Annotated in this window: 20 protein-coding genes and 1 other RNA gene; 9 read left to right on the top strand and 12 right to left on the bottom strand. The window is 58.2% G+C overall.

Going from position 1 to position 23,388, the window contains the following annotated elements; genetic code table 11:
• Positions 1-320 precede the first annotated feature (320 nt).
• Together dnaK and grpE are read right to left on the bottom strand one after the other, a co-directional pair.
• Complete coding sequence (dnaK, locus tag CFII64_RS22635; protein ID WP_020293183.1) at positions 321-2,240, bottom strand: molecular chaperone DnaK; 1,920 nt, start codon at positions 2,238-2,240, stop codon at positions 321-323.
• Positions 2,241-2,343: 103 nt separating this feature from the next.
• Positions 2,344-2,907, bottom strand: a complete 564-nt coding sequence (gene grpE, locus CFII64_RS22630) for a nucleotide exchange factor GrpE (protein ID WP_020293182.1) — start codon at positions 2,905-2,907, stop codon at positions 2,344-2,346.
• A 273-nt stretch (positions 2,908-3,180) separates the two neighbouring features.
• Here grpE and recN point away from each other — a divergent pair, with 273 nt between their 5' ends.
• A complete protein-coding gene (gene recN / locus CFII64_RS22625) occupies positions 3,181-4,854 on the top strand; it encodes a DNA repair protein RecN (RefSeq protein ID WP_020293181.1) in 1,674 nt (557 codons plus the stop codon).
• An 87-nt stretch (positions 4,855-4,941) separates the two neighbouring features.
• Here recN and fur read toward each other — a convergent pair whose 3' ends face one another.
• A complete protein-coding gene (gene fur / locus CFII64_RS22620; RefSeq protein ID WP_020293180.1) occupies positions 4,942-5,349 on the bottom strand; it encodes a ferric iron uptake transcriptional regulator in 408 nt (135 codons plus the stop codon).
• A 98-nt stretch (positions 5,350-5,447) separates the two neighbouring features.
• Between fur and CFII64_RS22615 the strand changes: the two genes are divergently transcribed.
• Complete coding sequence (locus tag CFII64_RS22615) at positions 5,448-5,969, top strand: outer membrane protein assembly factor BamE (RefSeq protein WP_020293179.1); 522 nt, start codon at positions 5,448-5,450, stop codon at positions 5,967-5,969.
• 68 nt (positions 5,970-6,037) lie between these two features.
• Here CFII64_RS22615 and CFII64_RS22610 read toward each other — a convergent pair whose 3' ends face one another.
• The 3 genes from CFII64_RS22610 to CFII64_RS22600 are packed head-to-tail and all read right to left on the bottom strand — an operon-like array spanning position 6,038 to position 8,196.
• Positions 6,038-6,358, bottom strand: coding sequence for an RnfH family protein (locus CFII64_RS22610; protein WP_020293178.1), 321 nt, complete (start codon positions 6,356-6,358; stop codon positions 6,038-6,040).
• Positions 6,351-6,785, bottom strand: a complete 435-nt coding sequence (locus CFII64_RS22605; protein ID WP_020293177.1) for a type II toxin-antitoxin system RatA family toxin — start codon at positions 6,783-6,785, stop codon at positions 6,351-6,353. The genes CFII64_RS22610 and CFII64_RS22605 overlap by 8 nt, the downstream gene beginning before the upstream one ends.
• A 7-nt stretch (positions 6,786-6,792) precedes the next feature.
• Complete coding sequence (locus tag CFII64_RS22600) at positions 6,793-8,196, bottom strand: sodium-dependent transporter (RefSeq protein ID WP_020293176.1); 1,404 nt, start codon at positions 8,194-8,196, stop codon at positions 6,793-6,795.
• Positions 8,197-8,309: 113 nt separating this feature from the next.
• Between CFII64_RS22600 and smpB the strand changes: the two genes are divergently transcribed.
• Complete coding sequence (gene smpB / locus CFII64_RS22595) at positions 8,310-8,792, top strand: SsrA-binding protein SmpB (RefSeq protein WP_020293175.1); 483 nt, start codon at positions 8,310-8,312, stop codon at positions 8,790-8,792.
• Between the two features lie 76 nt (positions 8,793-8,868).
• Here smpB and CFII64_RS22590 read toward each other — a convergent pair whose 3' ends face one another.
• Positions 8,869-9,636 carry a GntR family transcriptional regulator gene (locus tag CFII64_RS22590; protein ID WP_020293174.1) on the bottom strand — a complete coding sequence of 256 codons (768 nt, stop codon included), beginning with the start codon at positions 9,634-9,636 and terminating at the stop codon, positions 8,869-8,871.
• Between the two features lie 402 nt (positions 9,637-10,038).
• Here CFII64_RS22590 and CFII64_RS22585 point away from each other — a divergent pair, with 402 nt between their 5' ends.
• From CFII64_RS22585 to CFII64_RS22565, 6 genes are all read left to right on the top strand, one after another.
• On the top strand, positions 10,039-11,736 hold the full coding sequence (locus CFII64_RS22585) for a lactate permease LctP family transporter (RefSeq protein ID WP_020293173.1): 1,698 nt from the start codon (positions 10,039-10,041) through the stop codon (positions 11,734-11,736).
• Positions 11,737-11,813: 77 nt separating this feature from the next.
• Positions 11,814-12,959 (top strand): FMN-dependent L-lactate dehydrogenase LldD, encoded by a 1,146-nt coding sequence (lldD, locus tag CFII64_RS22580; RefSeq protein WP_020293172.1) that lies wholly within the window; start codon positions 11,814-11,816, stop codon positions 12,957-12,959.
• A gap of 69 nt (positions 12,960-13,028) precedes the next feature.
• Complete coding sequence (locus CFII64_RS22575) at positions 13,029-15,839, top strand: FAD-binding and (Fe-S)-binding domain-containing protein (protein WP_020293171.1); 2,811 nt, start codon at positions 13,029-13,031, stop codon at positions 15,837-15,839.
• A 208-nt stretch (positions 15,840-16,047) separates the two neighbouring features.
• A complete protein-coding gene (locus tag CFII64_RS22570) occupies positions 16,048-16,332 on the top strand; it encodes a hypothetical protein (protein WP_020293170.1) in 285 nt (94 codons plus the stop codon).
• Between the two features lie 113 nt (positions 16,333-16,445).
• Positions 16,446-16,834, top strand: a transfer-messenger RNA (tmRNA) gene (gene ssrA, locus CFII64_RS29485).
• Positions 16,835-17,021: 187 nt separating this feature from the next.
• Entirely contained in the window at positions 17,022-18,278 is a 1,257-nt protein-coding gene (locus CFII64_RS22565) for an integrase domain-containing protein (RefSeq protein WP_020293169.1), read from the top strand.
• A gap of 146 nt (positions 18,279-18,424) precedes the next feature.
• Here the strand turns inward: CFII64_RS22565 and CFII64_RS22560 are convergent, their stop codons facing one another.
• The 5 genes from CFII64_RS22560 to CFII64_RS30335 form a co-directional block, all read right to left on the bottom strand.
• On the bottom strand, positions 18,425-18,694 hold the full coding sequence (locus tag CFII64_RS22560; protein WP_020293168.1) for a hypothetical protein: 270 nt from the start codon (positions 18,692-18,694) through the stop codon (positions 18,425-18,427).
• Positions 18,691-19,671, bottom strand: a complete 981-nt coding sequence (locus CFII64_RS22555) for an integrase domain-containing protein (RefSeq protein WP_020293167.1) — start codon at positions 19,669-19,671, stop codon at positions 18,691-18,693. The genes CFII64_RS22560 and CFII64_RS22555 overlap by 4 nt, the downstream gene beginning before the upstream one ends.
• Complete coding sequence (locus CFII64_RS22550) at positions 19,655-20,008, bottom strand: hypothetical protein (RefSeq protein ID WP_020293166.1); 354 nt, start codon at positions 20,006-20,008, stop codon at positions 19,655-19,657. Before CFII64_RS22550 ends, CFII64_RS22555 begins: the two co-directional genes overlap by 17 nt.
• A complete protein-coding gene (locus CFII64_RS22545) occupies positions 19,995-21,401 on the bottom strand; it encodes a YfjI family protein (RefSeq protein WP_044901622.1) in 1,407 nt (468 codons plus the stop codon). Before CFII64_RS22545 ends, CFII64_RS22550 begins: the two co-directional genes overlap by 14 nt.
• A 1,076-nt stretch (positions 21,402-22,477) precedes the next feature.
• Positions 22,478-22,684, bottom strand: coding sequence for a LasR-specific antiactivator QslA (locus CFII64_RS30335; RefSeq protein ID WP_020293164.1), 207 nt, complete (start codon positions 22,682-22,684; stop codon positions 22,478-22,480).
• Between the last annotated feature and the right edge of the window lie 704 nt (positions 22,685-23,388).

The following is a 23,388-nucleotide window of genomic DNA, read 5'->3' as shown; positions in this document are numbered from 1 at the left end:
CCGCACTCTTGAGGACGTTCGGCGAAACCCTCCTGAGCTTCGCCAAACTCGTTGAGCCCCATACAGGCCCGGACCCAACTCACGTCAATTCAACGATCCTGGTCTTCGTTCAACAGCCAGTCACCTGACCGAGAAAGCGGCAGAACAAGCCACCATGCAGGAGCATCGCGACCTCGCCACAGGGCTCGCGCAGTCACGCCGCAAGCCATTAAAAAATTCGTCTATTCCAGACACGCCAACGCGGGAGCAAGCTCCCGCGCGGCGACATCCTACCAGTGACCACTCGCAAGCGGTCAACTGGCGCTCAAGTGAGCCTGCGCTTACTTGTGGTCTTTTACTTCTTCAAACTCTGCATCAACAACGTCGTCAGCAGGCTTGCCTTCTTCCTTCGCGGCCTGAGCACCGGCTTCTGGCTGCTCAGCCTGATCGGCGTACATTTTCTGCGCAACGGGAGCCGAAACCTTGGACAGCTCTTCGACCTTGGCGTCGATGACAGACTTGTCGTCGCCCTTGATGGCCGCTTCCAGAGCAACCAGCGCCGCTTCGATCGCAGTTTTTTCTTCTGCGGTCACTTTCTCGCCAGCGTCGGAGATCATCTTGCGAGTCGAGTGAACCAGTGCGTCGCCCTGGTTACGCGCGGCTGCCAGCTCTTCGAACTTGCGGTCTTCTTCAGCGTTGACTTCAGCATCACGAACCATCTGCTGAATTTCTTCCTCGGACAGGCCGGAGTTGGCCTTGATCACGATGGACTGAGTCTTGCCAGTCGCCTTGTCTTTCGCGCCGACGTGCAGAATGCCGTTGGCATCGATGTCGAAGGTTACTTCGATTTGCGGGACGCCACGTGGAGCAGGTGGAATCTCGGCCAGGTCAAACTTGCCCAGCGACTTGTTCTGGCCGGCTTGCTTACGCTCGCCCTGCAGAACGTGAATGGTCACTGCGCCCTGGTTGTCATCGGCCGTCGAGAACACCTGGGATTTCTTGGTAGGAATCGTGGTGTTTTTCTCGATCAGCGCAGTCATCACGCCGCCCATGGTTTCGATACCCAGCGTCAGCGGGCTTACGTCCAGCAGCAGAACGTCTTTGACGTCGCCAGCCAGAACCGCACCCTGGATAGCAGCACCCATGGCAACGGCTTCGTCCGGGTTGACATCTTTACGTGCTTCTTTACCGAAGAACTCGGTAACCAGCTTCTGAACCAGCGGCATACGCGTCTGACCACCGACCAGAATCACGTCGTTGATCGCGTTGATTTCGATACCGGCATCTTTCAAGGCAATGCGGCAAGGTTCGATGGTGCGCTGAACCAGGTCTTCAACCAGCGATTCCAGCTTCGAACGGGAGATCTTCACGTTCAAGTGCTTGGGACCGGTCGCATCTGCAGTGATGTACGGCAGGTTGACGTCGGTCTGCATGCTCGAAGACAGCTCGATCTTGGCTTTTTCAGCGGCTTCTTTCAGGCGCTGCATCGCCAGCGGGTCACCCTTGAGGTTCATGCCGCTTTCTTTCTTGAATTCGTCTACGAGGTAGTCGATCAAGCGGATGTCGAAGTCTTCACCACCGAGGAACGTGTCACCGTTGGTTGCCAGAACTTCGAACTGATGCTCGCCATCGACTTCAGCGATTTCAATGACCGAAACGTCGAAAGTACCGCCACCCAGGTCATAAACGATGACAGTGTGGTCGCCTTTCGCTTTGTCCATGCCGTAAGCCAGAGCGGCTGCGGTCGGTTCGTTGATGATGCGTTTTACGTCCAGGCCCGCGATACGGCCGGCGTCCTTGGTCGCTTGACGCTGGCTGTCGTTGAAGTAGGCCGGAACAGTGATGACCGCTTCAGTCACAGCTTCGCCGAGATAGTCTTCGGCGGTTTTCTTCATCTTTTTCAGGATTTCAGCAGAGATCTGCGGCGGAGCCATTTTCTGGCCGTTGACTTCGACCCATGCGTCGCCGTTGTCAGCCTTGACGATCTTGTAAGGGACCATCTGGATGTCTTTCTGAACCACTTCTTCGTCAAAACGACGACCGATCAAACGCTTCACCGCGTACAGGGTGTTGTGCGGATTGGTCACTGCCTGACGCTTGGCCGACTGACCGACGAGGATTTCGCCGTCGTTGGCGTAAGCAATGATCGAAGGCGTGGTGCGAGTGCCTTCGGCGTTCTCGATAACCTTGACGTTACCGTTTTCCAGAATGGAGACGCAGGAGTTGGTGGTCCCCAGGTCGATACCGATAATTCTGCCCATCTTTTGACTCTCCCGAAACTTTGATTGGGTTGCCGCAACTGCGTTTACACATTGCGGTAGCTCTTAAACGCTTGGCCTATAAATGGGGGCCGGACAGCTGATTTCAAGCCTGCTCGTCAATTGACGGCTGAACAGGCGATGGTGCCTTGCTGACCACGACCATAGCCGGGCGCAGCAGGCGACCATTAAGCTGGTAACCCTTCTGAAACACTTTCAGAACGCTGTTTGGTTCGACATCCGCGCTTTCCTGCATGGCCATTGCCTGATGATGCTCGGCATTGAATGGCTGGCCGTGCGGCTCGATGGCTTCCAGCTGATAACGCTTGAGAGTGTCGTGGAACATCTTCAAGGTCAGCTCGATGCCTTCACGCATTGGCCGAATGCTTTCGTCGTTCGCATCGGACAGCTCAAGGCCACGCTCAAGGCTGTCGACGATAGGCAACAAGTCGCCAGCGAATTTTTCGAGAGCGAATTTGTGCGCCTTTTCGACATCCTGTTCTGCACGGCGGCGGACATTCTGCAGATCCGCAGCCACTCGCAGGGACTGGTCCTGTGCCGCAGCCAACTGCTCTTCAAGCACTTGCACACGCGTTACCAATTCTTCACCGGAAGCTGCATCGGCAGCCTGGTCCTGGGTCTGCGGATCCAGATTCTGTTCGTCAGCCATAGATTTCTCCTTTCAAAAACATCCGCGAGCTCAACTCGCGCTTCTGTCCCCCTATATGGGAGCGGATTTTTCAGCTTCAAGGGCTAGTGAGACGAGATCGAGCAATACCCTTACGAAATTTCTGACATAGCCCAAGTCCCTATGGCGCTTGAAAAAATGTGCCTATGGGCTAAAAAAATCTGTGCAGCAACTGAATCACGCCGAAAAACGCCGTTGTCACCGGCAAATAAAACACTGTATAAATAACCAGACAAATCGCCTGGGAGCCACTCCATGCTGGTGCACCTTTCCGTACACAACTACGCCATCGTTGAACATCTCGATCTCGAGCTGGACCGAGGCATGAGCGTAATCACCGGCGAAACCGGTGCTGGCAAATCGATCATGCTCGATGCACTGGGCCTGACCCTCGGGGATCGCGCCGACAGCGGAGTCGTGCGTCCCGGCGCGGACAAGGCCGACATCCTGGCCACCTTCGATCTGGCTGACATTCCCGAGGCCAGCGTCTGGCTTCAAGAGCGCGACCTGGACAATGACGGCCCGTGCATCCTGCGCCGGGTCATCACTGCCGAAGGGCGCTCGCGGTCCTACATCAACGGCACGCCCTGCCCGCAAGGTGACTTGAAAGCCCTTGGCGAGCTGCTGATTGATATCCACAGCCAACATGAGCATCAGTCGCTGCTCAAAGCCGAGACTCATCGCCGCTTGCTGGACGAATACGCTGGCGCAACCGAGCTGGCACGTCAGGTTCAACTGGCGGCACAACGCTGGCGGCAAACGCGCCAGGAGCTGGACCGCCTGTCAAACTCCGGCGACGAGCAACGCTCGCGCCACCAACTGCTGAGCTACCAACTTGAAGAACTGGAAAGCCTGAGCCTGGGCGAAAACGAGCTGGAACAGCTGGAGCAGGAACACAAGAACCTGACCAACGCCGAAAGCCTGCTGAGCATTTGCCGGCAAGTGGTCGAGCAGTGCAGCGAAAATGATTCCGGCAACGTGCTCAATGCGTTGACCGCCAGCCTGCACCGCCTGAGCAGCGTCAACGATTCGCCCACAGCGCTGAGTGAAGCCACCAATCTGCTTTCCAGCGCACAGATCCAGGTCGAGGAAGCCGTCGGTGAGCTGAACCGCTTCCTCGACCACTTCGACGCTGATCCTGCACGCCTGCAACAACTGGAAGAGCGGCTAGACGCGATCTATACCCTGGCGCGCAAACATCGCATCCAGCCCACTGAAGTCGCCACGCTGCAACAGAAGCTGCTCGATGAAATCGAAACACTGAACGCCAACGACGAAGCCATCGAACGCCTGGAACACGAACTGGCCGCCTTTGCGCGACATTATAAGGAGAGGGCCAGAGAGCTAAGTGACCTGCGTCATCGGTCCGCCCCTACGCTCGCGCATGCGGTCGAGCAGGAAATCCAGCGCCTCGGCATGCCCGGCGGGCGTTTCAACATTGAACTGCGGGTCAACTCCGAGAAAGAATTGCTGCCCAACGGCCTGGAGCTGGTGGAATTTCTGGTCAGCGCCAACCCGGGTCAACCGCTCAAGGCGTTGGCCAAAGTGGCTTCCGGTGGCGAGCTGTCACGCATCAGTCTGGCGATTCAGGTTATTACTGCGCAAACGTCGCGGGTGCCGACGCTGGTGTTCGATGAAGTCGATGTGGGCATTGGCGGACCGACGGCCGAAATCGTCGGCCAACTGTTGCGACGCCTGGGTGATCGCGGCCAGGTCATGACCGTGACCCATTTGCCTCAAGTCGCAGCGCAAGGCCACCAGCATCTGTTCGTGCACAAAGTCCGCGACAGCGATGTCACGCGCACCGCTGTTTCAAAGCTGAGCAAGACCGAGCGCATCGAAGAAGTCGCACGAATGCTGGGCGGTATTGACCTGACCAAAGAGTCGTTGGCACATGCCAGGAAAATGGTGGTGACAGCCAAGAGCTGAGCGAACGCAGGGCCTCGCTCCAATGAAGACTACCCAAACGCACAAAGGCGACCCTAGGGTCGCCTTTGCTGCTGCATCAAAAAAGGTTTACACCTTTTTCTTGCGCACGTAGAGCACCAAGTTGTGATCCACCAACTCGTAACCGTGCTTCTCGACAATCGCCTTCTGAAGCTTCTCGATTTCTTCGTCGAAGAATTCGATGACTTCGCCGGATTCCACGTTGACCATATGGTCATGGTGGCCGCCGTCAGCCAATTCGAATACCGCATGGCCGCCGTCGAAATTGTGGCGAACCACTAATCCGGCAGCTTCGAATTGCGTCAGTACACGGTAAACCGTGGCCAGACCGACGTCCTCGCTAGCCTCCATGAGAGCCTTGTAAACATCCTCGGCGCTCATGTGACGCTGCTCGGCGGAATCGAGCATCTGTAGAATTTTGACCCGTGGCAGGGTCACCTTTAGTCCGGCTTTTCGTAGTTCGCTATTTTCAACCATGGTCAGCTTTCTCACAGACGCTGCTTCGCAGCTTCTCTTAATGCAGGTATGATCGGGGTTTACGTTGTCCCAGCCAAGATAGTGGAAGTCGCCCACCGATGCAAAACACCAAGCTCCTGCTAACCAGTTTCACCCTTGTGGGACTGCTCGCACTCGCCGGTTGTTCATTCCCCGGGGTTTACAAAATCGACATCCAACAGGGCAATGTCGTCACGCAAGACATGATAGACCAGTTACGGCCCGGAATGACCCGACGGCAAGTACGGTTTATCATGGGCAACCCTTTGCTGACTGACACATTCCATGCAGATCGCTGGGATTACCTGTACAGCCTGCAGCCTGGAGGTGGTGAACGCCAGCAAGAGCGCGTCAGCGTTATCTTCAATGGCAATGACCAGCTCGTGAGCCTGTCCGGTGACTTCATGCCCGGCGTGAGCCGCGATGAAGCGATCCTGGGCCGCGATAGCGGCACTACGGCGCCTGCCGGCAACGTCGAGCAGCCAAAAGCCGAAGAGCCGGCCAAGCCTGGCTCACTGCTTGAGCAGATCCAGCAGGATGTGGATAAAGTCGAAACCGTACCGGTACCGACCCAGGAACCACTGGAAACATCGCCGCAGTAATCTTCATGACGGCGACACTAAAAAGCCCGGCGTGCCGGGCTTTTTAGTGTCTGCGGATCAGTGAATCGCTAATTCTGTTCCCGATCCTGACGTGCCTTGGCGGCTTTAGCCGCACGCAAACGCCGCACCTCTTTCGGATCGGCCAGCAACGGGCGATAGATTTCGATCCGCTCGCCCTCTTTCAGCGTGCGTAATTCAGCATTCGCCACCACTTTTCCGAAAATACCTACAGTGCATTTCGCCAGATCCAGCTCTGGAAACTCTACTCCAATGTCGGACAAGAGCAGCGCCTGACGCACCGTGGAGCCCGCAGGCACGTTGACGCTAAGCATCAGTTGCCGGTCGACAGCGGCGTAAACCACCTCGACCGTGATACCGGCCTCAGCCATGCAGTTCTTTCGCCCGCTGGCAGAACGCATCCACCAACGTATTGGCAGCCTGGTTGAACAATGGCCCAAGGGTGGCGCGAACGATGGGACCGGCATAGTCGAACGATAGATCCAGGCTGATCTTGCAGGCTTTTTCGCCCAGCGCCTTGAACGTCCAGACGCCGTGCAACTGGTTGAACGGCCCTTCAACCAGATCCATCACGATCGACTGGCCCGGCACCAGCGTGTTTTGCGTTACAAAATGTTGGCTGAGCCCGCCTTTGGCGATTTCCAGGCTGGCACGCATGCGTTCGTCGCTTGCCTCCAGCACCTTCGCCGAAGAACACCACGGCAGAAACTCGGAATAGCGAGCCACGTCATTTACCAGGTCGTACAGCGCTTGAGCCGGATAAGGCAAAAGGGCGGAGCGTTGAATATGCGTAGTCATGTCAGCGTCACTTCCAAAGCTGAGCGGCAAACACAACAAGAATGCCGAACGGCGCCACATAGCGCATCAAAAAGAACGTCAAGGCGAACAGCATCGGGCTGCAGATCGACAGTTCGTCACGCACTGCCTCGCGGCCCATCACCCAACCTGCGAATACTACGAAACACAAACCACCCAGCGGCAACATGATCCGCGAGGTGAAGAAATCGATGACTCCGAAGAAGTCCAGGCCCCCGGCCGCGCCCCATTGATAGAGATGGAATGCGCCGCCATCGTTCACGAAAAATTTGGCCTGCTGCCAGATGTTGAACGAGAACACAGTCCCAAGCCCAACGAACCAGCAACTGAATGCCAACCAGAACGTGACCCAGGCGCGGCGGATTTTAGTCCGCTCCACCAGATAGGCAACCATTGGCTCAAGCAGGGAGATCGCCGAACTCCAGGCCGCGACCGCCACCAGGACGAAGAACACTACGCCCATCAACTGACCGAACGCTACATTGCCGAAGGCGAATGGCAAGGTCACGAACATCAGGCCAGGACCTTCGCTCGGGTTCAGGCCAGCGGCAAACACGATGGGAAATAATGCCAGCCCAGCCAGCAGCGACACAAAGGTATCCAGCAAGGCAACGCCAACGATGGTCCCGGAAATCGACGAGTTCTTCGGCATGTACGCGCCGTAGATCATGATCGAACCGACACCGACGCTCAGGGAAAAGAACGCGTGGCCCATGGCAGGCAGCAACCCGTCGAGCAGCCGGGACGGGTTGAAGTCGAACATGAAATGCACGCCTTCCATGAAATGCCCGGTGGTCAGGCTGTAGCCCAGCAAAATAACCATCAGGATAAACAGCAGCGGCATCATGATCCGCAGGCTGCGCTCAAGTCCGGCGACCACGCCTTTGGCGATGACTACCGCAGAAAGCAGCATGAAGATCGTGTGCCAGAGCACCAGACGCCACGGATCGGCGATCACGTTACCGAAATAAGCGCCAACCTGATCCGCCGTGACGCCCTGGAAATCCCCGCGCCCCATGTCGATGATGTAATCCAGCGACCAGCCGCCCACCACACTATAGAAAGACAGAATCAGCAGCGCGGTGATCATTCCGGCAAAAGCGCCCCAGGACCAGCGCGCCGAATGCCCGGCCTCGATCGCCAACACCTTCAAGGCGTTGGCCGGGCTCAGGCGCGAGCGACGGCCGATCAACGTCTCGGCGAGCATGACTGGCACGCCGATCAACGCGATACAGGCCAGAAACACCAGCACGAACGCGCCGCCGCCATAGACGCCGACCATGTAGGGGAATTTCCAGATACTGCCCAGGCCCACGGCCGAACCGGTCGCTGCCAGAATGAACACCCAGCGGCTTGCCCAGCCGCCATGGACCGAAACCTTGTCCGTCGACATCGTAGACACGTCCAACCAAAAAAGAGACGCATTGTCCGGGATTCAATCAACCTGCTCAAGCACGCAGCTTCCCCATAGCCGATATCGAAGCGAGTCCCTATAATGCGTCGCCTATGGCTAAGCTCAAGAAACATCCCACAGGGACCATCGCGCAAAATAAAAAGGCGCGTCACGATTACTTCATCGAACACAAGTTCGAGGCCGGTCTGGTCCTGGCTGGCTGGGAAGTAAAAAGCCTGCGTGCCAACAAGGTACAGCTGGTCGACAGTTATGTGCTGCTCAAAGATGGCGAGGCGTGGCTGATGGGTAGCCATATCTCACCGTTGACGACTGCGAGCACACACGTCATCGCTGACCCGACACGCACCCGTAAACTCCTTCTGAACCAGCGTGAGATTGAAAAGCTCATCACCTCGGTGCAGCAGAAAGGCTATGCCTGCGTAGCCCTTTCCATTTACTGGAAGGCGCACCTGGTCAAGTGCGAAATCGCGCTGGGCAAAGGCAAGAAGGAATACGACAAGCGCCACACCGAGCGGGAACGCGACTCTGATCGCGAACTGCAACGGGCCGTGCGCAGCAAGGGCAAGGATGATTAGGTTGGCTGGGTAAGCAACGCTCTACAGATCAACTACATCTGTTAGAGCGAGGCTTGCCCGCTCCAACAGTGATTGTTCACATCCCGTTGCGCCGCTCTGCCCGAGCGGTGCGCTGTACTTGTTGACGCACTTCCTCCAACACCTCCTGCACATACAGCAAATGCCGGCTGGACACCTCCCGCGCGTCTTCGCCACGGCCTTCGATGATCGCCAGATACAGCTCGCGATGCTGACTGATCAGCATGTCCCGGGTTTCCGTGCGCTGTTTGTACATCCCGCCGATATTGATCAAGACGTTGCGTTTGAGCAGATCGAACAACCCGCGAATCGTATGCAGTAACACGGCGTTGTGGCTGGCTTCGGCAATCGCCAGGTGAAAGCTGGCATCGGCCGCGCTTTCTTCAACACGACTGACTTCGCCCTCTCTTGAGTAGCAATCCTGAAGCGCTTCGAACGCCATCCGCAAGCGTTCGCGATCCACGTCGGTGGCGCGAATCGCAGCGTAATACGCACAGGACGCTTCCAGGGTGTGCCGGAACTCCAGTAAATCGCGCTGGGCATCCGGGCTGCTTTCCAGCAGATGCAGCAAAGGATCACTGAAGGTCGACCCCAGATTTTCCACCACGTAATTGCCGCCGCCCTGGCGGCTGATCAACAGCCCCTTGGCCGTGAGCTTCTGGATCGCCTCGCGCAATGAGGGGCGGGACACACCAAATTGTTCAGCAAGCGCACGCTCGGCGGGCAGACGCCCTCCGGATTTCAACGTGCCTTCAAGAATCATTCTTTCCAGCTGCTCGACAATATCGTCGGACAAACGGCGCTGACGCACCTGATCAAAGCCCATAAATCCTCGCTTCACCGCCCCGAGCACATGCCGGGGCCGCCTATTCTGGCTGATTACCGTCGACTCGACACCTGCCAGATGCAGCTGGAATAACCCCATCAGGGCTGTTTTTCCAGCCGCATCCGACCAAAGTCGTAGTACGGCAAATTGACACACCACGGCCAAGGCTTTTACCCTAGCGCTTAGTCATTGTAAATTGGTATTACCAATTAGCCAATGCCAGCGTTTTGACGAGTAAGCTCTTCAGCGCTGCAAGACCTTTCGCGCGAAAGGCTTGAGCTGGTTGTCCCTGTGATTCGTTCGTCACTGTCGACAAGACGTTGCTGGAATAACGTCTAATCGAAGCCGCGTACGTGGACATGGAACGCCAGGCCTAACCAAAAATAATTAGGGGCCACCCACATGCAGACCTGGCAACAACTCTATAACCCTCTGGGCAGCCTCGGCCTTTCCGCCGCCGCCGCACTCATCCCGATCGTGTTCTTCTTTCTGGCCTTGGCGGTGTTTCGCCTCAAAGGTCATATCGCGGGCAGTATCACGCTGGCGTTGTCAGTGCTTGTGGCGATTTTCGCTTTCCAGATGCCAGCTGACATGGCCCTCGCGGCCGCCGGATATGGCTTCGCGTATGGCTTGTGGCCCATTGCCTGGATCATTGTGGCAGCGGTTTTTCTCTACAAACTGACCGTCAAGAGCGGCCAGTTCGAGATCATCCGCAGCTCGGTCATGTCCATTACCGATGACCAACGTCTGCAAGTGCTGCTGATCGGCTTCTGCTTCGGTGCGTTCCTGGAAGGTGCAGCCGGTTTCGGCGCACCTGTGGCCATTACCGCTGCGCTGCTGGTCGGCCTGGGGCTGAATCCGCTGTACGCGGCCGGCTTGTGCCTGATCGCCAACACCGCACCGGTTGCGTTCGGCGCGCTGGGTATTCCGATCATCGTTGCCGGTCAGGTCTCCGGGATCGATCCTTTCAAGATCGGCGCCATGGCCGGTCGGCAACTGCCGCTGCTGTCGCTGTTCGTACCGTTCTGGCTGATGTTCATGATGGACGGCCTGCGCGGCGTCAAGGAAACCTGGCCAGCTGCGCTGGTGGCAGGCTTGAGCTTCGCGATCACTCAGTACCTGACGTCCAACTATATCGGCCCTGAACTGCCGGACATCACCTCGGCACTCGTTAGCCTGGTTTCCCTGACCCTGTTCCTCAAGGTCTGGCAGCCACAGCGCGCAGCCGATTCCGAGTTTGTGGTCGCCACCGCTGGCGGCGCGGCAATGCTGGGCAATCCGGGCGGTTTCGGTCAGCCACGCTCTTCGGTCAAATCCCCGTACACCTTGGGGCAGATCCTCAAAGCCTGGTCGCCGTTCCTGATCCTGACGGTCATGGTCACTATCTGGACCCTCAAACCGTTCAAGGCCATGTTCGCCGCCGGTGGCGCGATGCAGGCCTGGACCATGAACTTCGCCATTCCGCACCTTGACCAACTGGTGATGAAAGGCGCACCGATTGTTGCCAAGGCGACAGCGATGCCAGCCGTCTACAAGTTCGATCTGATTGCAGCGTCCGGTACGGCCATTCTGTTCTCGGCGATCCTGTCGATGATCGTGCTGAAGATCAGCGCCGGCACTGGTCTGACCACTTTCAAGGAAACCTTGAAGGAACTGCGCTGGGCCATCGTGTCCATCGGCATGGTGCTGGCCTTCGCCTTCGTCATGAACTACTCGGGCATGTCGTCCACCTTGGCGCTGGTATTGGCCGGGACTGGCGCGGCCTTCCCGTTCTTCTCGCCGTTCCTCGGCTGGCTGGGCGTATTCCTGACCGGTTCCGACACGTCCGCGAACGCGCTGTTCGGTTCGTTGCAGGCCACGACTGCGCACCAGATCGGTGTCAGTGATGTGCTGATGGTTGCGGCCAACTCCAGCGGTGGCGTGACCGGCAAGATGATCTCGCCGCAATCCATTGCAGTGGCGTGCGCAGCCACCGGGCTGGTGGGCAAGGAATCGGACCTGTTCCGGTTTACTCTCAAACACAGCTTGTTCTTCGCCACCATCGTCGGCTGCATTACCTACGCCCAGGCCTACTGGTTCACCGGCATGCTGGTGCACTAAATAAGACGAGCGCCGGGTGCGCCAATGCGCGCCTGGCCGCTACTTACCAGGCTATTTACAAGAGATTGCGAGAGCCCATGATCATTTCCGCCTCTACTGATTATCGTGCCGCAGCGCAACGCAAGCTGCCGCCGTTCCTGTTTCACTACGCTGACGGTGGCGCTTACGCCGAACACACCCTGCGCCACAACGTGTCGGACCTGGCCAGCATTGCCCTGCGCCAGCGCGTCCTGAAGAACATGTCAGAGCTGAGCCTACAAACCACGTTGTTCGGCGAAAGCATGAGCATGCCGGTTGCGCTGGCGCCCATCGGACTGTGCGGGATGTACGCCCGACGCGGTGAAGTGCAGGCCGCCCGTGCGGCGGCGGCCAAGGGCATTCCATTCACCTTGTCCACCGTCTCGGTCTGCCCCATCGAAGAAGTCGCGCCGGCCATCGACCGTCCCATCTGGTTTCAGCTCTACGTGCTCAAAGACCGCGGCTTCATGCGCAATGCGCTGGAGCGAGCCAAGGCCGCCGGCGTCAAGACGCTGGTGTTCACCGTCGACATGCCGGTGCCGGGTGCCCGTTACCGCGACGCCCATCACGGCATGAGCGGCGCGAACGGCCCGCAGCGGCGGATTCTGCAAGCCATGGCTCACCCACAGTGGGCCTGGGACGTTGGCATCAAAGGTCGCCCGCATGACCTGGGCAACATCTCGGCCTACCTCGGCGCGCCTACGGGCCTGGCCGACTATATCGGCTGGCTGGGGGCGAATTTCGATTCGTCGATTTCATGGAAGGATCTGGAGTGGATCCGCGAAACCTGGGACGGACCGATGCTCATCAAAGGCATCCTGGACCCCGAAGACGCTCGGGACGCAGTGAGATTTGGCGCTGACGGCATTATTGTTTCCAACCATGGCGGCCGCCAGCTCGACGGCGTGCTGTCCAGTGCCCGCGCCTTGCCGGCGATTGCCGACGCCGTGAAGGGCGACCTGAAGATCCTCGCCGATTCCGGCATTCGCAGCGGCCTGGATGTCGTGCGAATGATCGCTATGGGTGCCGATGCCGTGCTGATCGGACGCGCGTTCCTTTATGCCTTGGCGACCCATGGCGAGGCAGGAGTGAAGAATCTGCTCGACCTGTTTGAAAAGGAAATGCGCGTGGCCATGGTGCTGACCGGGGCCAAATCCATCAGCGAGATATCTCGCGACTCACTCGTCCGTGAACTGGGCGCCTGAGCCCTGCACCCACGCACGCGGCTCGCCAGAAGCCGCGGCGCCCGAACCTGACTTCCTGAGGAAGACCGCATGAGCCTGCCCGCCTCCTTCCTGACCGACGTTCATCGACTGATCCCCGCCGCACGCCGCTTCGACGATCCGCTGTCGACACTCGCCTTCGGCACCGACGCCAGCTTCTACCGCCTGATCCCGAAACTGGTGATCCGCGTCGAATCCGAAGATGAAGTCGTGGCCCTGCTCAAACTGGCGCAACAGGAAAAAGTCCCGGTGACCTTTCGCGCGGCGGGCACCAGCCTGTCAGGCCAGGCCATCAGTGATTCGGTGTTGCTGGTGCTCGGCGACAACTGGAACGGCCGCGAGCTGCGCGAACAAGGCACGCAAATCCGCCTGCAACCCGGCGTTATCGGTGCCCAGGCCAATGCCTGGCTGGCCCCGTTCGGCCGCAAGATCGGCCCGGACCCGGCCTCGATCAACGCCTGCAAGATCGGCGGCATTGTCGCCAACAACGCCAGCGGCATGTGCTGCGGCACGGCGCAGAATACTTATCACACCCTGGCGGGCATGCGGCTGGTGCTTGCCGATGGCACATGCCTGGACACCGAAGATCGGACCAGCGTCGCAGCCTTTCACAACAGCCACGCCGAGCTGCTGCAACAACTCGCGCGACTGGGCCGCGAAACCCGGGCCAACACCGAACTGGCCGACAAGATTCGCCATAAATATCGCCTGAAAAACACCACCGGGCTGTCCCTCAATGCGCTGGTGGACTTCGACCAGCCGCTGGATATCCTCAGCCACTTGCTGGTCGGCTCTGAAGGTACGCTGGGCTTTATCAGCGCAGTCACCTACGACACGGTGGTCGATCATCCGCACAAAGCTTCGGCGCTGATTGTGTTTCCGGATGTTGAAACCTGCTGCAACGCCGTCACCGTCCTGAAAACCCAGCCAGTCGCGGCTGTCGAGCTGCTGGATCGCCGCAGCATGCGCTCGGTACAGGACAAACCCGGCATGCCGGGCTTTGTTCGCGAACTCTCGGAAAACGCCTGCGCGCTGCTCATCGAAGCCCGCGCCGCCAGCCGGGATTTGCTGCACGAACAACTGGCGCAGATCATGGCGTCCCTGGCCGCGTTCCCCGTCGAGAAGCAAGTCGATTTCACCGAAGACCCGCTGGAAAACGCCCGCTTGTGGGCAATCCGCAAAGACACCTTTCCCGCTGTCGGCGCCGTACGCCAGACCGGCACGACAGTGATCATCGAAGACGTGACCTTCCCGGTCGAACAGCTGGCCATCGGCGTGCGGCGTCTTATCGCGCTGTTCGACAAGCATCATTACGACGAAGCGATCCTGTTCGGCCACGCGCTGGAAGGCAATCTGCACTTCGTCTTCACTCAGGGTTTCAATAATCCCGAGGAAATCGCCCGTTACCAGGCATTCATGGACGACGTGGCGCAGCTGGTCGCTGTCGAGTTCGGCGGCTCACTCAAGGCCGAGCACGGCACCGGGCGCAACATGGCGCCTTTCGTCGAACTGGAATGGGGTCATGACGCTTATCAACTGATGTGGCAGCTCAAACGCCTGCTCGACCCCAACGGCATTCTCAATCCCGACGTGGTCCTCAGCGAAGATCCGCAGATCCACTTGAAGCACCTCAAGCCGTTGCCCGCTGCGGACGAGATTGTCGACAAGTGCATCGAATGCGGTTTCTGCGAGCCAGTCTGCCCGTCGAAAGGCCTGACCCTCAGCCCGCGCCAGCGCATCGTCATCTGGCGCGACATTCAGGCGAAGAAACGCGCAGGTATCGACACCACCGAACTTGAGCGTGACTACCACTACCAAGGCATTGAAACCTGCGCCGCGACTGGCCTGTGCGCGCAACGCTGCCCCGTGGGCATCAACACCGGCGAGCTGGTCAAGAAGCTGCGCGCTCAAGAAGCTAAACACGGCAAGACCGCAGGTTGGCTGGCGCACAACTTCAAGACGGCGCTGCAAGGTGCGCGCGTTACCCTGCACGCCGCCAATGGCGCACGGATGCTGCTCGGCGCGCCGAGGCTGGCGAAACTTTCCGGCGCGCTGAGCAAGGCTTCCGGTGGGCGCGTGCCGCAGTGGTCACCGGCCATGCCTCAGGCGGAACATGCGATTCGCTTCACGCCGCCCGTCGAGGATCAGCGCCCGCGCGTGGTGTATCTGGCGGCCTGCGTTTCCCGGGTCATGGGCCCGGCAGCCGGAGACCGCGAGCAGACGTCGTTGCTCGACAAGACCCGCAGCCTGCTGGAAAAAGCCGGTTACCAGGTGGTGTTTCCGGACGATCAGGAAAGCCTGTGCTGCGGCCAACCTTTCGAGTCCAAGGGTTATAAACAACAAGCCGACGACAAACGCCTGGAACTGCTGGCCGCGCTGAGCAAAGCCAGCCGTGGCGGACTTGATCCGATCTATTGCGACACCAGCCCATGCACGCTGCGCCTGGTGCAGGATCTCAAGGACACGCGTCTGGATCTGTACGACCCAGTGCGTTTCATTCGCACGCACTTGCTCGACAAGCTGACCTTCACGCCCCAGCAGGAAGCCATCGCCGTGCACGTGACCTGCAGCACCCAGCACCTGGGCGAAAGTCAGGCGCTGATCGAGCTGGCGCGATTGTGCAGCGTCAACGTGGTGATTCCGGAAGGCATCCACTGCTGTGGTTTCGCCGGGGACAAGGGCTTCACCACACCAGAGCTGAACGCCCACTCGCTGCGCAGCCTCAAGGACGCGGTACAGTTCTGCAACGAAGGCATCTCAACCAGTCGCACCTGCGAAATCGGCCTGTCGCAACACGGCGGCATCGATTATCACGGGCTGGTGTATCTGGTGGACCGCGTGACTCAGGCAAAAATTGCCTGATCACGACACTGGGGCGGCAATCGCCCCTTTTTGTTGCTTTTTGAGCGTAATGTGGCTTTTTCACATGATCGCGAAAATAAATAGAACCCCTGCGTTTCAGCACAGTCAGTTTGTTTAAGCCCCGCAAATGAATGGGGGTTATCGACAGACCTCGGACATCGGCCTCATAGACCGGCCATACCGAGTCCACAGGCTCAAGGAGATACACATGAAGCGCACAGCACTGACTGGATTGTTCCTCACCGCTGCACTGTTGGGTTCCCCGGTATTCGCCGCCGATGATCTGTGTGGTGCGAATCTGCAGACCATCAAGGATGCCCAGGCTTCTTCGAACACCAACATGAGCGCTGACGCAAAAAGGGATCTCGAGAAGTCCTATAACGAAGCCGCCGCCGCAAAAGCCAAAGGTGACGAGAAGACCTGTATCGAGCTCACCACCAAGCAAATCACCGCGCTGAAAAACATCGGTTCGGGCAGCGAAGGCGCCAAGTAACACGCCTGAAACGGCCAGCCCAGCGGCTGGCCGTAGTTCCAACCGCGTCAAAAGGTCGACGAGCCTCCTTCACTGGAGTACACTCCGCGACCTGACTGCGAAAGCAGTCAACTGGGGCCGTTTAGGATTCGACGCCGGTTGCGAAACTTTAGGTGCATGCCGACTTGGTAACAGAAGTCGTAAATCCACTGTTGCAACTACTTATAGTTGCCAATGACGAAAACTACGGTGCTCAACTAGCTGCGTAAGCAGCCTAGCCCGCACTTCTGGTAGCTTCGGCTCCAGCAATCACTAGGGGATGTCTGTAAACCCAACGTGATTGTCATATAGAACAGAATCGCCGTGCAGTACGTTGTGGACGAAGCGGCTAAAACTTACACAACTCGCCCAATGCACCCTGCCCGTCGGGCGGCTGAGGGTTAACTCAATAGACACGGCTAAGCATGTAGGACCGACAGCGGAGTACTGGCGGACGGGGGTTCAAATCCCCCCGGCTCCACCATTTGATCATCTAAAGACGTCCACGGACGTCTTTTTTTGTGCCTGCAATCCAGTAAATACGGGGGTTTCAGGGCTATGGAAGGCTTTCTAGGTTTTTTGAGTTCCAGCCGATTTGGTATTCCCAATGGTATTCCCGGCTACCCGGCGCTAATCTTGGGAATACCAAAAGGTGTCATGGAGTACTTCTCATGCGCGCTCAAACCACCCGCCTCTCCGACCGCCAGCTCAAGGCGGTCAAACCGAAAGACAAGGATTACGTCCTCACCGATGGCGATGGGCTCCAACTGCGAGTCAGGGTCAATCGCTCGATGCAGTGGAATTTCAACTACCGGCATCCCGTCACCAAAAATCGAATCAACATGGCACTCGGCTCTTATCCCGAGGTTTCTCTTGCGCAAGCGAGGAAGAAAACCGTTGAGGCCAGAGAGCTGCTTGCACAGGGCATCGACCCAAAAGCTCAACGCAATGAGCTGCTGGAAGCCAAACGGGCGGAAACGGAACACACGTTCGAAAATGTGGCCACAGCCTGGTTCGAATTGAAGAAGGATTCCGTCACGCCCGCGTATGCCGAAGACATCTGGCGATCGCTCACACTGCATGTATTTCCAAGCATGAAATCAACGCCGCTATCGGAAGTGAACGCCCCGATGGTCATCAAGCTGCTTCGCCCGATTGAGGCCAAAGGCAGCCTCGAGACGGTTAAGCGAGTGAGCCAGCGCCTTAACGAGATCATGACCTACGGCGTCAACGCCGGAATGATCTTTGCCAACCCTCTCAGCGGCATTCGAGCGGTGTTCAAGAAACCCAAGAAAGAGAATATGGCCGCGCTACCTCCTGATGAGCTACCGGAGCTCATGATGGAAATCGCGAACGCCAGCATTAAGCGGACGACCCGCTGCCTGATCGAATGGCAACTTCATACCATGACACGCCCTGCCGAGGCGGCCACCACTCGATGGGCAGACATCGACTTCGACAAACGCATCTGGACCATCCCTCCGGAGCGAATGAAAAAGCGTCGTCCGCACACAATCCCGCTGACCGAACATGCACTCTCGTTATTGGAGACGCTTAAGCCCCATAGCGGCCACAGGGAATATGTGTTCCCGTCAGATAGAAATCCGCGCACCCACGCGAATAGCCAGACAGCCAACATGGCATTAAAACGAATGGGCTTTCAGGACCGCTTAGTCAGCCACGGCATGCGCGCCATGGCCAGCACGATTCTGAATGAGCATGGATGGGATCCGGAGCTAATCGAAGTCGCGCTGGCGCATGTCGATAAAGACGAAGTTCGAAGCGCCTACAACCGGGCGGATTACATCGAACGCCGGCGTCCGATGATGGCCTGGTGGAGTGAACATATCCAGAAGGCAGCCACCGGCAGCCTGTCGGCATCCGCCATCAATCAAACCAGGGACCGTAACGTCGTGCCGATACGCTGAGCAGGCGACAATTCGTGCCGTGCAGCAGGACGACTGAAGTGGCGACTGTCGCTAAATCAGCCGCATGCCTGCGCTTCTTCGGCCAAGCCCCTAAGTATGGGAAGGCTCCGCATTCCCATACTTAGGGGCTCACGCTTAAAGATCTATCAGAGAACCACGAGTTGCGCCCTTCTGCGGCGGATCAGCTCTGCTGTTAACTCATAGTAATAGATGGTCGCTGGTGCTGAGCAACGCAGGTAGTGCTCTAAAAACCATCTGGTGTGCTTTTCCTTCCAGGACCAAGGGGTCGCACAACTCCAGCGCTCACGAATCGCCTCGTGCATCCTTTCTGCCTGCCTGATATGCCGCTGCCGCGTGGCATGCGCACCTTTGAGCACGGGGTTCAGAAACAACGCCATATCGAACTCGGACTTCATCGACGACCTCCGATGTAGGCACTCACCACGTCGATGCGGTTATGCCCTAACTCGTGGCTGATCTGCTGACGTGCACGCTGATCGAGTGCTCGATCCTCTCGTTGACCACGACCGCCATTGATGGGCGCGGAGAAGCCGGTCAGTTGTTCATAGCGCTCACAGGCGTAAGCCGCCCGCAGTTCATGAAAGCCTTTCAATCCATGCTCATGCATGATGTCCCGCGCCGGTCGTACGATTGTCTGTAAGAAATCTTTGTAGCTTTCATCAGGTGTTAACAGATTCCGACTGCCCTTGGGTGAGGCCTCGCTGGCCCTGTCGAGGGCGCCACGAACTTGATCCGTGACCGCAATCCAACGCGGTGCCGATGCGCCTGATCGACCGCCTTTGGTGCCGTCCTGGATATTGATCTTGCCCAGTTGCCGAGCCTCACGTTGCAGCCGGGGCAAGTCCGCCAAGATCGCTTCACGCAGGCGCATGCCGGTCTCCCGAGCGAGGAGCACGATGGCACTCACCCTCAGTTGCTGTCGCTCTGACAGCGCTTGCGCAATCAGCCTGACCTGTACACGGTCTTGGCCTTGTGGCGCCTCACTACGCACGCTTGAGCGCTGCAAGCCAAGCGCCTTACTTGGACTCGGGATTTTGACGTATTGATCACCGCGCAGCGCAGCCATCGTTCGGTTCACGCTGGACAGTCGGTTCTGCGCGGTGGCAATGCCGACGTTGCCCTGATCCACCTGCTCCCGCACGTGGACGGCGTACCGCATTAGGACTTCGCGGTCGATCTGTCGCGCATCATTGAGCCTCGGCCCTTCCTCGGATAGACACCAACGCACGAAGGCCTGCCAGCGATCACTATGGGCTTTGACGGTAGCAAAATGGCCGTCGCCAAACAGGTCTTTCAGTGCTTGCGGTCCGGCATAGCTGAGCTGGCGACCGAAGCCGAAATTGCGCCCTGCTCGCTTACCGACCCGAGCCATTTTTCTGTTCCTGATCGGCTGCTGCGAGATCATGCAAAAGGGCTCGCCAGTGCGCACTTACAATCGCGAACTGAGCCCAATCAGTCGGGCGAAAACACAGCGTGTTGTCGGTGACGTAAAGATGCGCGCCCTGCTCTTCCAACCATTGGATAATGGAGGTCGTCGAGGTGATAGTTCTATGGAGGGTGGCGACACCGGCGACACCGGCGACAACTTTTGCCTTGTCTGCCTTTGAGCGTGGCGACAAAGTGGCGACAGTACCGGCGACAAATCGCACTTTCGGCTCCTTTTGGCGTTGAGCCAGATGGTTGCGCAGCGCTTCATCAAGATTGAACATGGCGCACCTCGAAGATGTGGCCGTCGGAGATCAACCACTGATGATCAATCAACTCGACCAGCAGCTTTGCGGCATGACGACTGCTCTTGCGGGCAAAGCGGGGACCGTTGCGATTCAGATCTCGAATACTGAAGCGCTTCCAATCCTTGACCTGCAGCCAGCGCAACAGCCGGTCCGCCTCTTCTTTTACCCTGCACACCGGCTCCTGCTCGGTCAGGCGCTGGATCTCGGTGAGGTAGTAGCAAACTAAGGCCGAGGCCCGCTGGATATGGTCGACCTCCACGACACTGCTCTCCTCCACAACGGCCAAAATGCCGGCGACGCGCAAAAGGTTGTCGGCGGCCTTCGAACCGCTGGGCCGCACGCTGGCCAGCTCGCCAAACTCACCCAGTTGAGCTTCGATAGCATCATGCAAATCAATCCAGCGACGACGCGCGAGCGGACTGAGGCTCAGCTTTGACAGTTGCAAGGCTCCGTCAGCGGAAAGTGACCAAGGCTGATAAAACAGAGCCGAAAGGCGGTGATGATAGCGCTTGAGGGCAGCGTCTTTGGACAAGTCGACAGCCTGGTAGCTACGTTGCCCGGCTAGACTGGTGGGCCAGGTCATCAAGCAGCGCCCTAGAATGCCTTGCCCCTGCAGCAACGGGTCACTGAGTAACTGCATGGCCAAATACGGTTGCAGCATCAGGTGCAGGCTCAAGCGTCGGTCATAGGCTCGCAAGCTTTCACCAACCATGGAACGCGCGCGATCTATCGGGCTGCCATCCCAGAGTGACGACAAGGTCGTTACCGCTTTCAAACGGTTATCCCGACTCATGGTGCTGCTGCCGAGGAATTGTCCACCCTCATCACAGAACAGACCCATGCTAGGCAGGTCATGACAGAGCCCCTTGATCAGGGCCTCGATAGTCGGGTCCGTGGTGATCAGTCTAGGGGCTGAGGGCTCCGCTTCGAGCGACATTCCGTTTGCGGGCTCAGGATCGCCGGGCTTGATACACTGCGCCTGTCGCTGTGCGGCACGGTACCGGGCAAGTTGTTCGCGATAGCGCTGCCACTGTTCACGCTCCCATTGCCGTGCCGGCAGCAATGCACATCGGTCTGCGGCGGTCTTGCGATCCCCTGACGCGGCCACGGTGATCAGGTACAGCGACAGCGGATAACTGCGCCCGTCGAGATGTAAGCCCGCATGGCCTTGTGTGGCCAGCGCCGAGGCCGCCAACACCGATTGCGCGGCCAGTGCCTGGGGCACGCCGATGACCTCGGCCATGCGCTCCACCGCAGGCCTAAGAATCCCACCCAGTGCCTGCACCGGATAAGGCGGGGCCACGGGATTCGACTCAATCAGCGGTCGAGGTGGTTGTGGTAGTTCAAGCTTCGGATCTAACTGCTGCATGGGTCCTCTCCTCGTTCATTGCTGGTCGTCCTCACGTAGTCCCGCCACGGCTGTTGAGTGTTATCAGGGATCAAGGCCCCTGCGGCCTGTGAGGTGTTCACTGACGCGGAACGTGCGGCTCCTTACGACCGGGAGCGAGGGCATGAACCCATGAATCTGGCCTTCTTAGCGCATCCGAAAATGCGGGCGGGCGGAGGCTGTGCCGACTGACGAGTTCGGCACCTGGAGATCCTGAGTGAGAGAAGGCAACAACATCGACGCCTGGGGCATGCCTGACTGTCAGTCAGGTGCAGCCTTTCCATGAGCTGCGGCACCGGTGCCTGTGTCGTTGCGGATGGCGACGAATCGGATTTGTCAGGCCGATTGTCACGAGGAGAGTTGCGGCAATGCCTTGTACGACGTGGCTTGCAGCAGTGCTACGAGCGCCCGTCTCTTTCCAGGAGAAAGAGACAGGCGCGGTCTGGCGCAGCGAAGTGTGCCGAGAGGTGAGATTGCTGCAGTGCAGCGAGGAAGGTCCATCGTCTGCCGCAACGGGCAGATAAGTCGAGTAGGCATCCATCACCCTTGGAGAGTGACCGTGCGAGCCGCCGGGCGCTAATCGCACTTCGGGAAGAACCACCACACAAGTGGCGTAGCCTTGAAGGTTCTGGCTACCTGGGCTGGTGCTGTCAACGACAGCGATCCGTGCGCCAATTTTTATACTCACTCGAAATAGCGGTCAAGCGTAATGGTCACGCGTGCAAAAAGTGGCGACTGTCGCCACTTTTGTCGCCATGCTTCAGGCCACGTTCAACGTGGGTTGTCGCCGTTGTCGCCGTTGTCGCCGCTGTCGCCACACCTATATCCATGCCAAACGAAAAGATCCGCCTTGACACTGAAACGGCTCTGCGCCCGATACAGATCACGACCAATTACTGACGGGTAAAAGAAGGCCGCGCTAATCAAATTTGAAATGAATGGGGTAGAACGCGGTTGCTGCAAGAAAAAGCGAGTGAACCCTCCGATCGGCGCGATCAAAGATCGCTTGATCAGAGGGTTTGGCGGGAAAAGCAAAGTCGCAAACGTCAACTACAAAATCAGGCATCGAAGCTGGTTGATCGGGAAGTGACTGCCTCACGTCGCATGATCAGCGTCTGCTGCAACCGCAGCAAAAAACCTGCTTCAAATGCCTCTTGTGGATCACCTGGACTATGACGTTTTCGGTTTTGCGCCAGAGCCCACCACAGCGGCAATGATGAACCATCAAGCCAGGTCTCAGCGCACCGAACGCCGTCCTCAATCATCGGGCGGAATTCATTGCCCCATGGTGTTCGGATACCTGGACAGCCTTCAGCGGAAGGGACAGAGGCTTATTCACCAATCTGTTGATGAACGCGCTGAGCAGGGATACCCGACCGATATCGACATGCCTTGTCGAACAGCACTGCCGCGTCATCCAACAGCTCTACCGCCAGCTCAACGTCTTGCGGACAATGAAGAAGAATACTCTGCGCGCCATTAAGCCGAAGAGTGCCAGCCTGCCGTAGTTTAATGGCGGCATCTTCAGGGGTAAGCGATGAAGTATCGAGTTAGGTTTGGGGAGGCCGATTAGAAGCGAAAGATCAAACATCACGGAATCCTCCGAGATAGTTTGCAGCTTGAATCATTTGGCAGGGGTGGCGCACGAGCTTAAAAGGGGGACAGGTCATTTTCCTTATCTTCTTCGTGTAATTAAGGAGCTGCCAACCGCCGTTGCGACACGATTGGGTGGCAGACCGTACGGGCGTCGCAAACCGGCACACGAAGGAAAACCGGCCAGGCATAAGCCTGCCCCGCACGGCCTGCCATAGAAATGCAGTAGTAAGACCTAATAGAGCGCCAACTACTCTGCTTTCGCTATGGCGCGGAACAGCGCCTTCGTGTGTGTGTTTGCGGGTTGCGACACCCGGTCGCGGGATTGACCGCAACGGAGCAAAGCGTAAATGCGAACAAGCGAACAAGCGAACAA

Origin of the sequence: Pseudomonas sp. CFII64, from assembly GCF_000416235.1 — a bacterium.
Lineage (GTDB): Bacteria > Pseudomonadota > Gammaproteobacteria > Pseudomonadales > Pseudomonadaceae > Aquipseudomonas.
The sequence above is the reverse complement of the archived record's forward strand: the minus strand, read 5'-3'. Positions and strand labels throughout refer to the sequence as shown.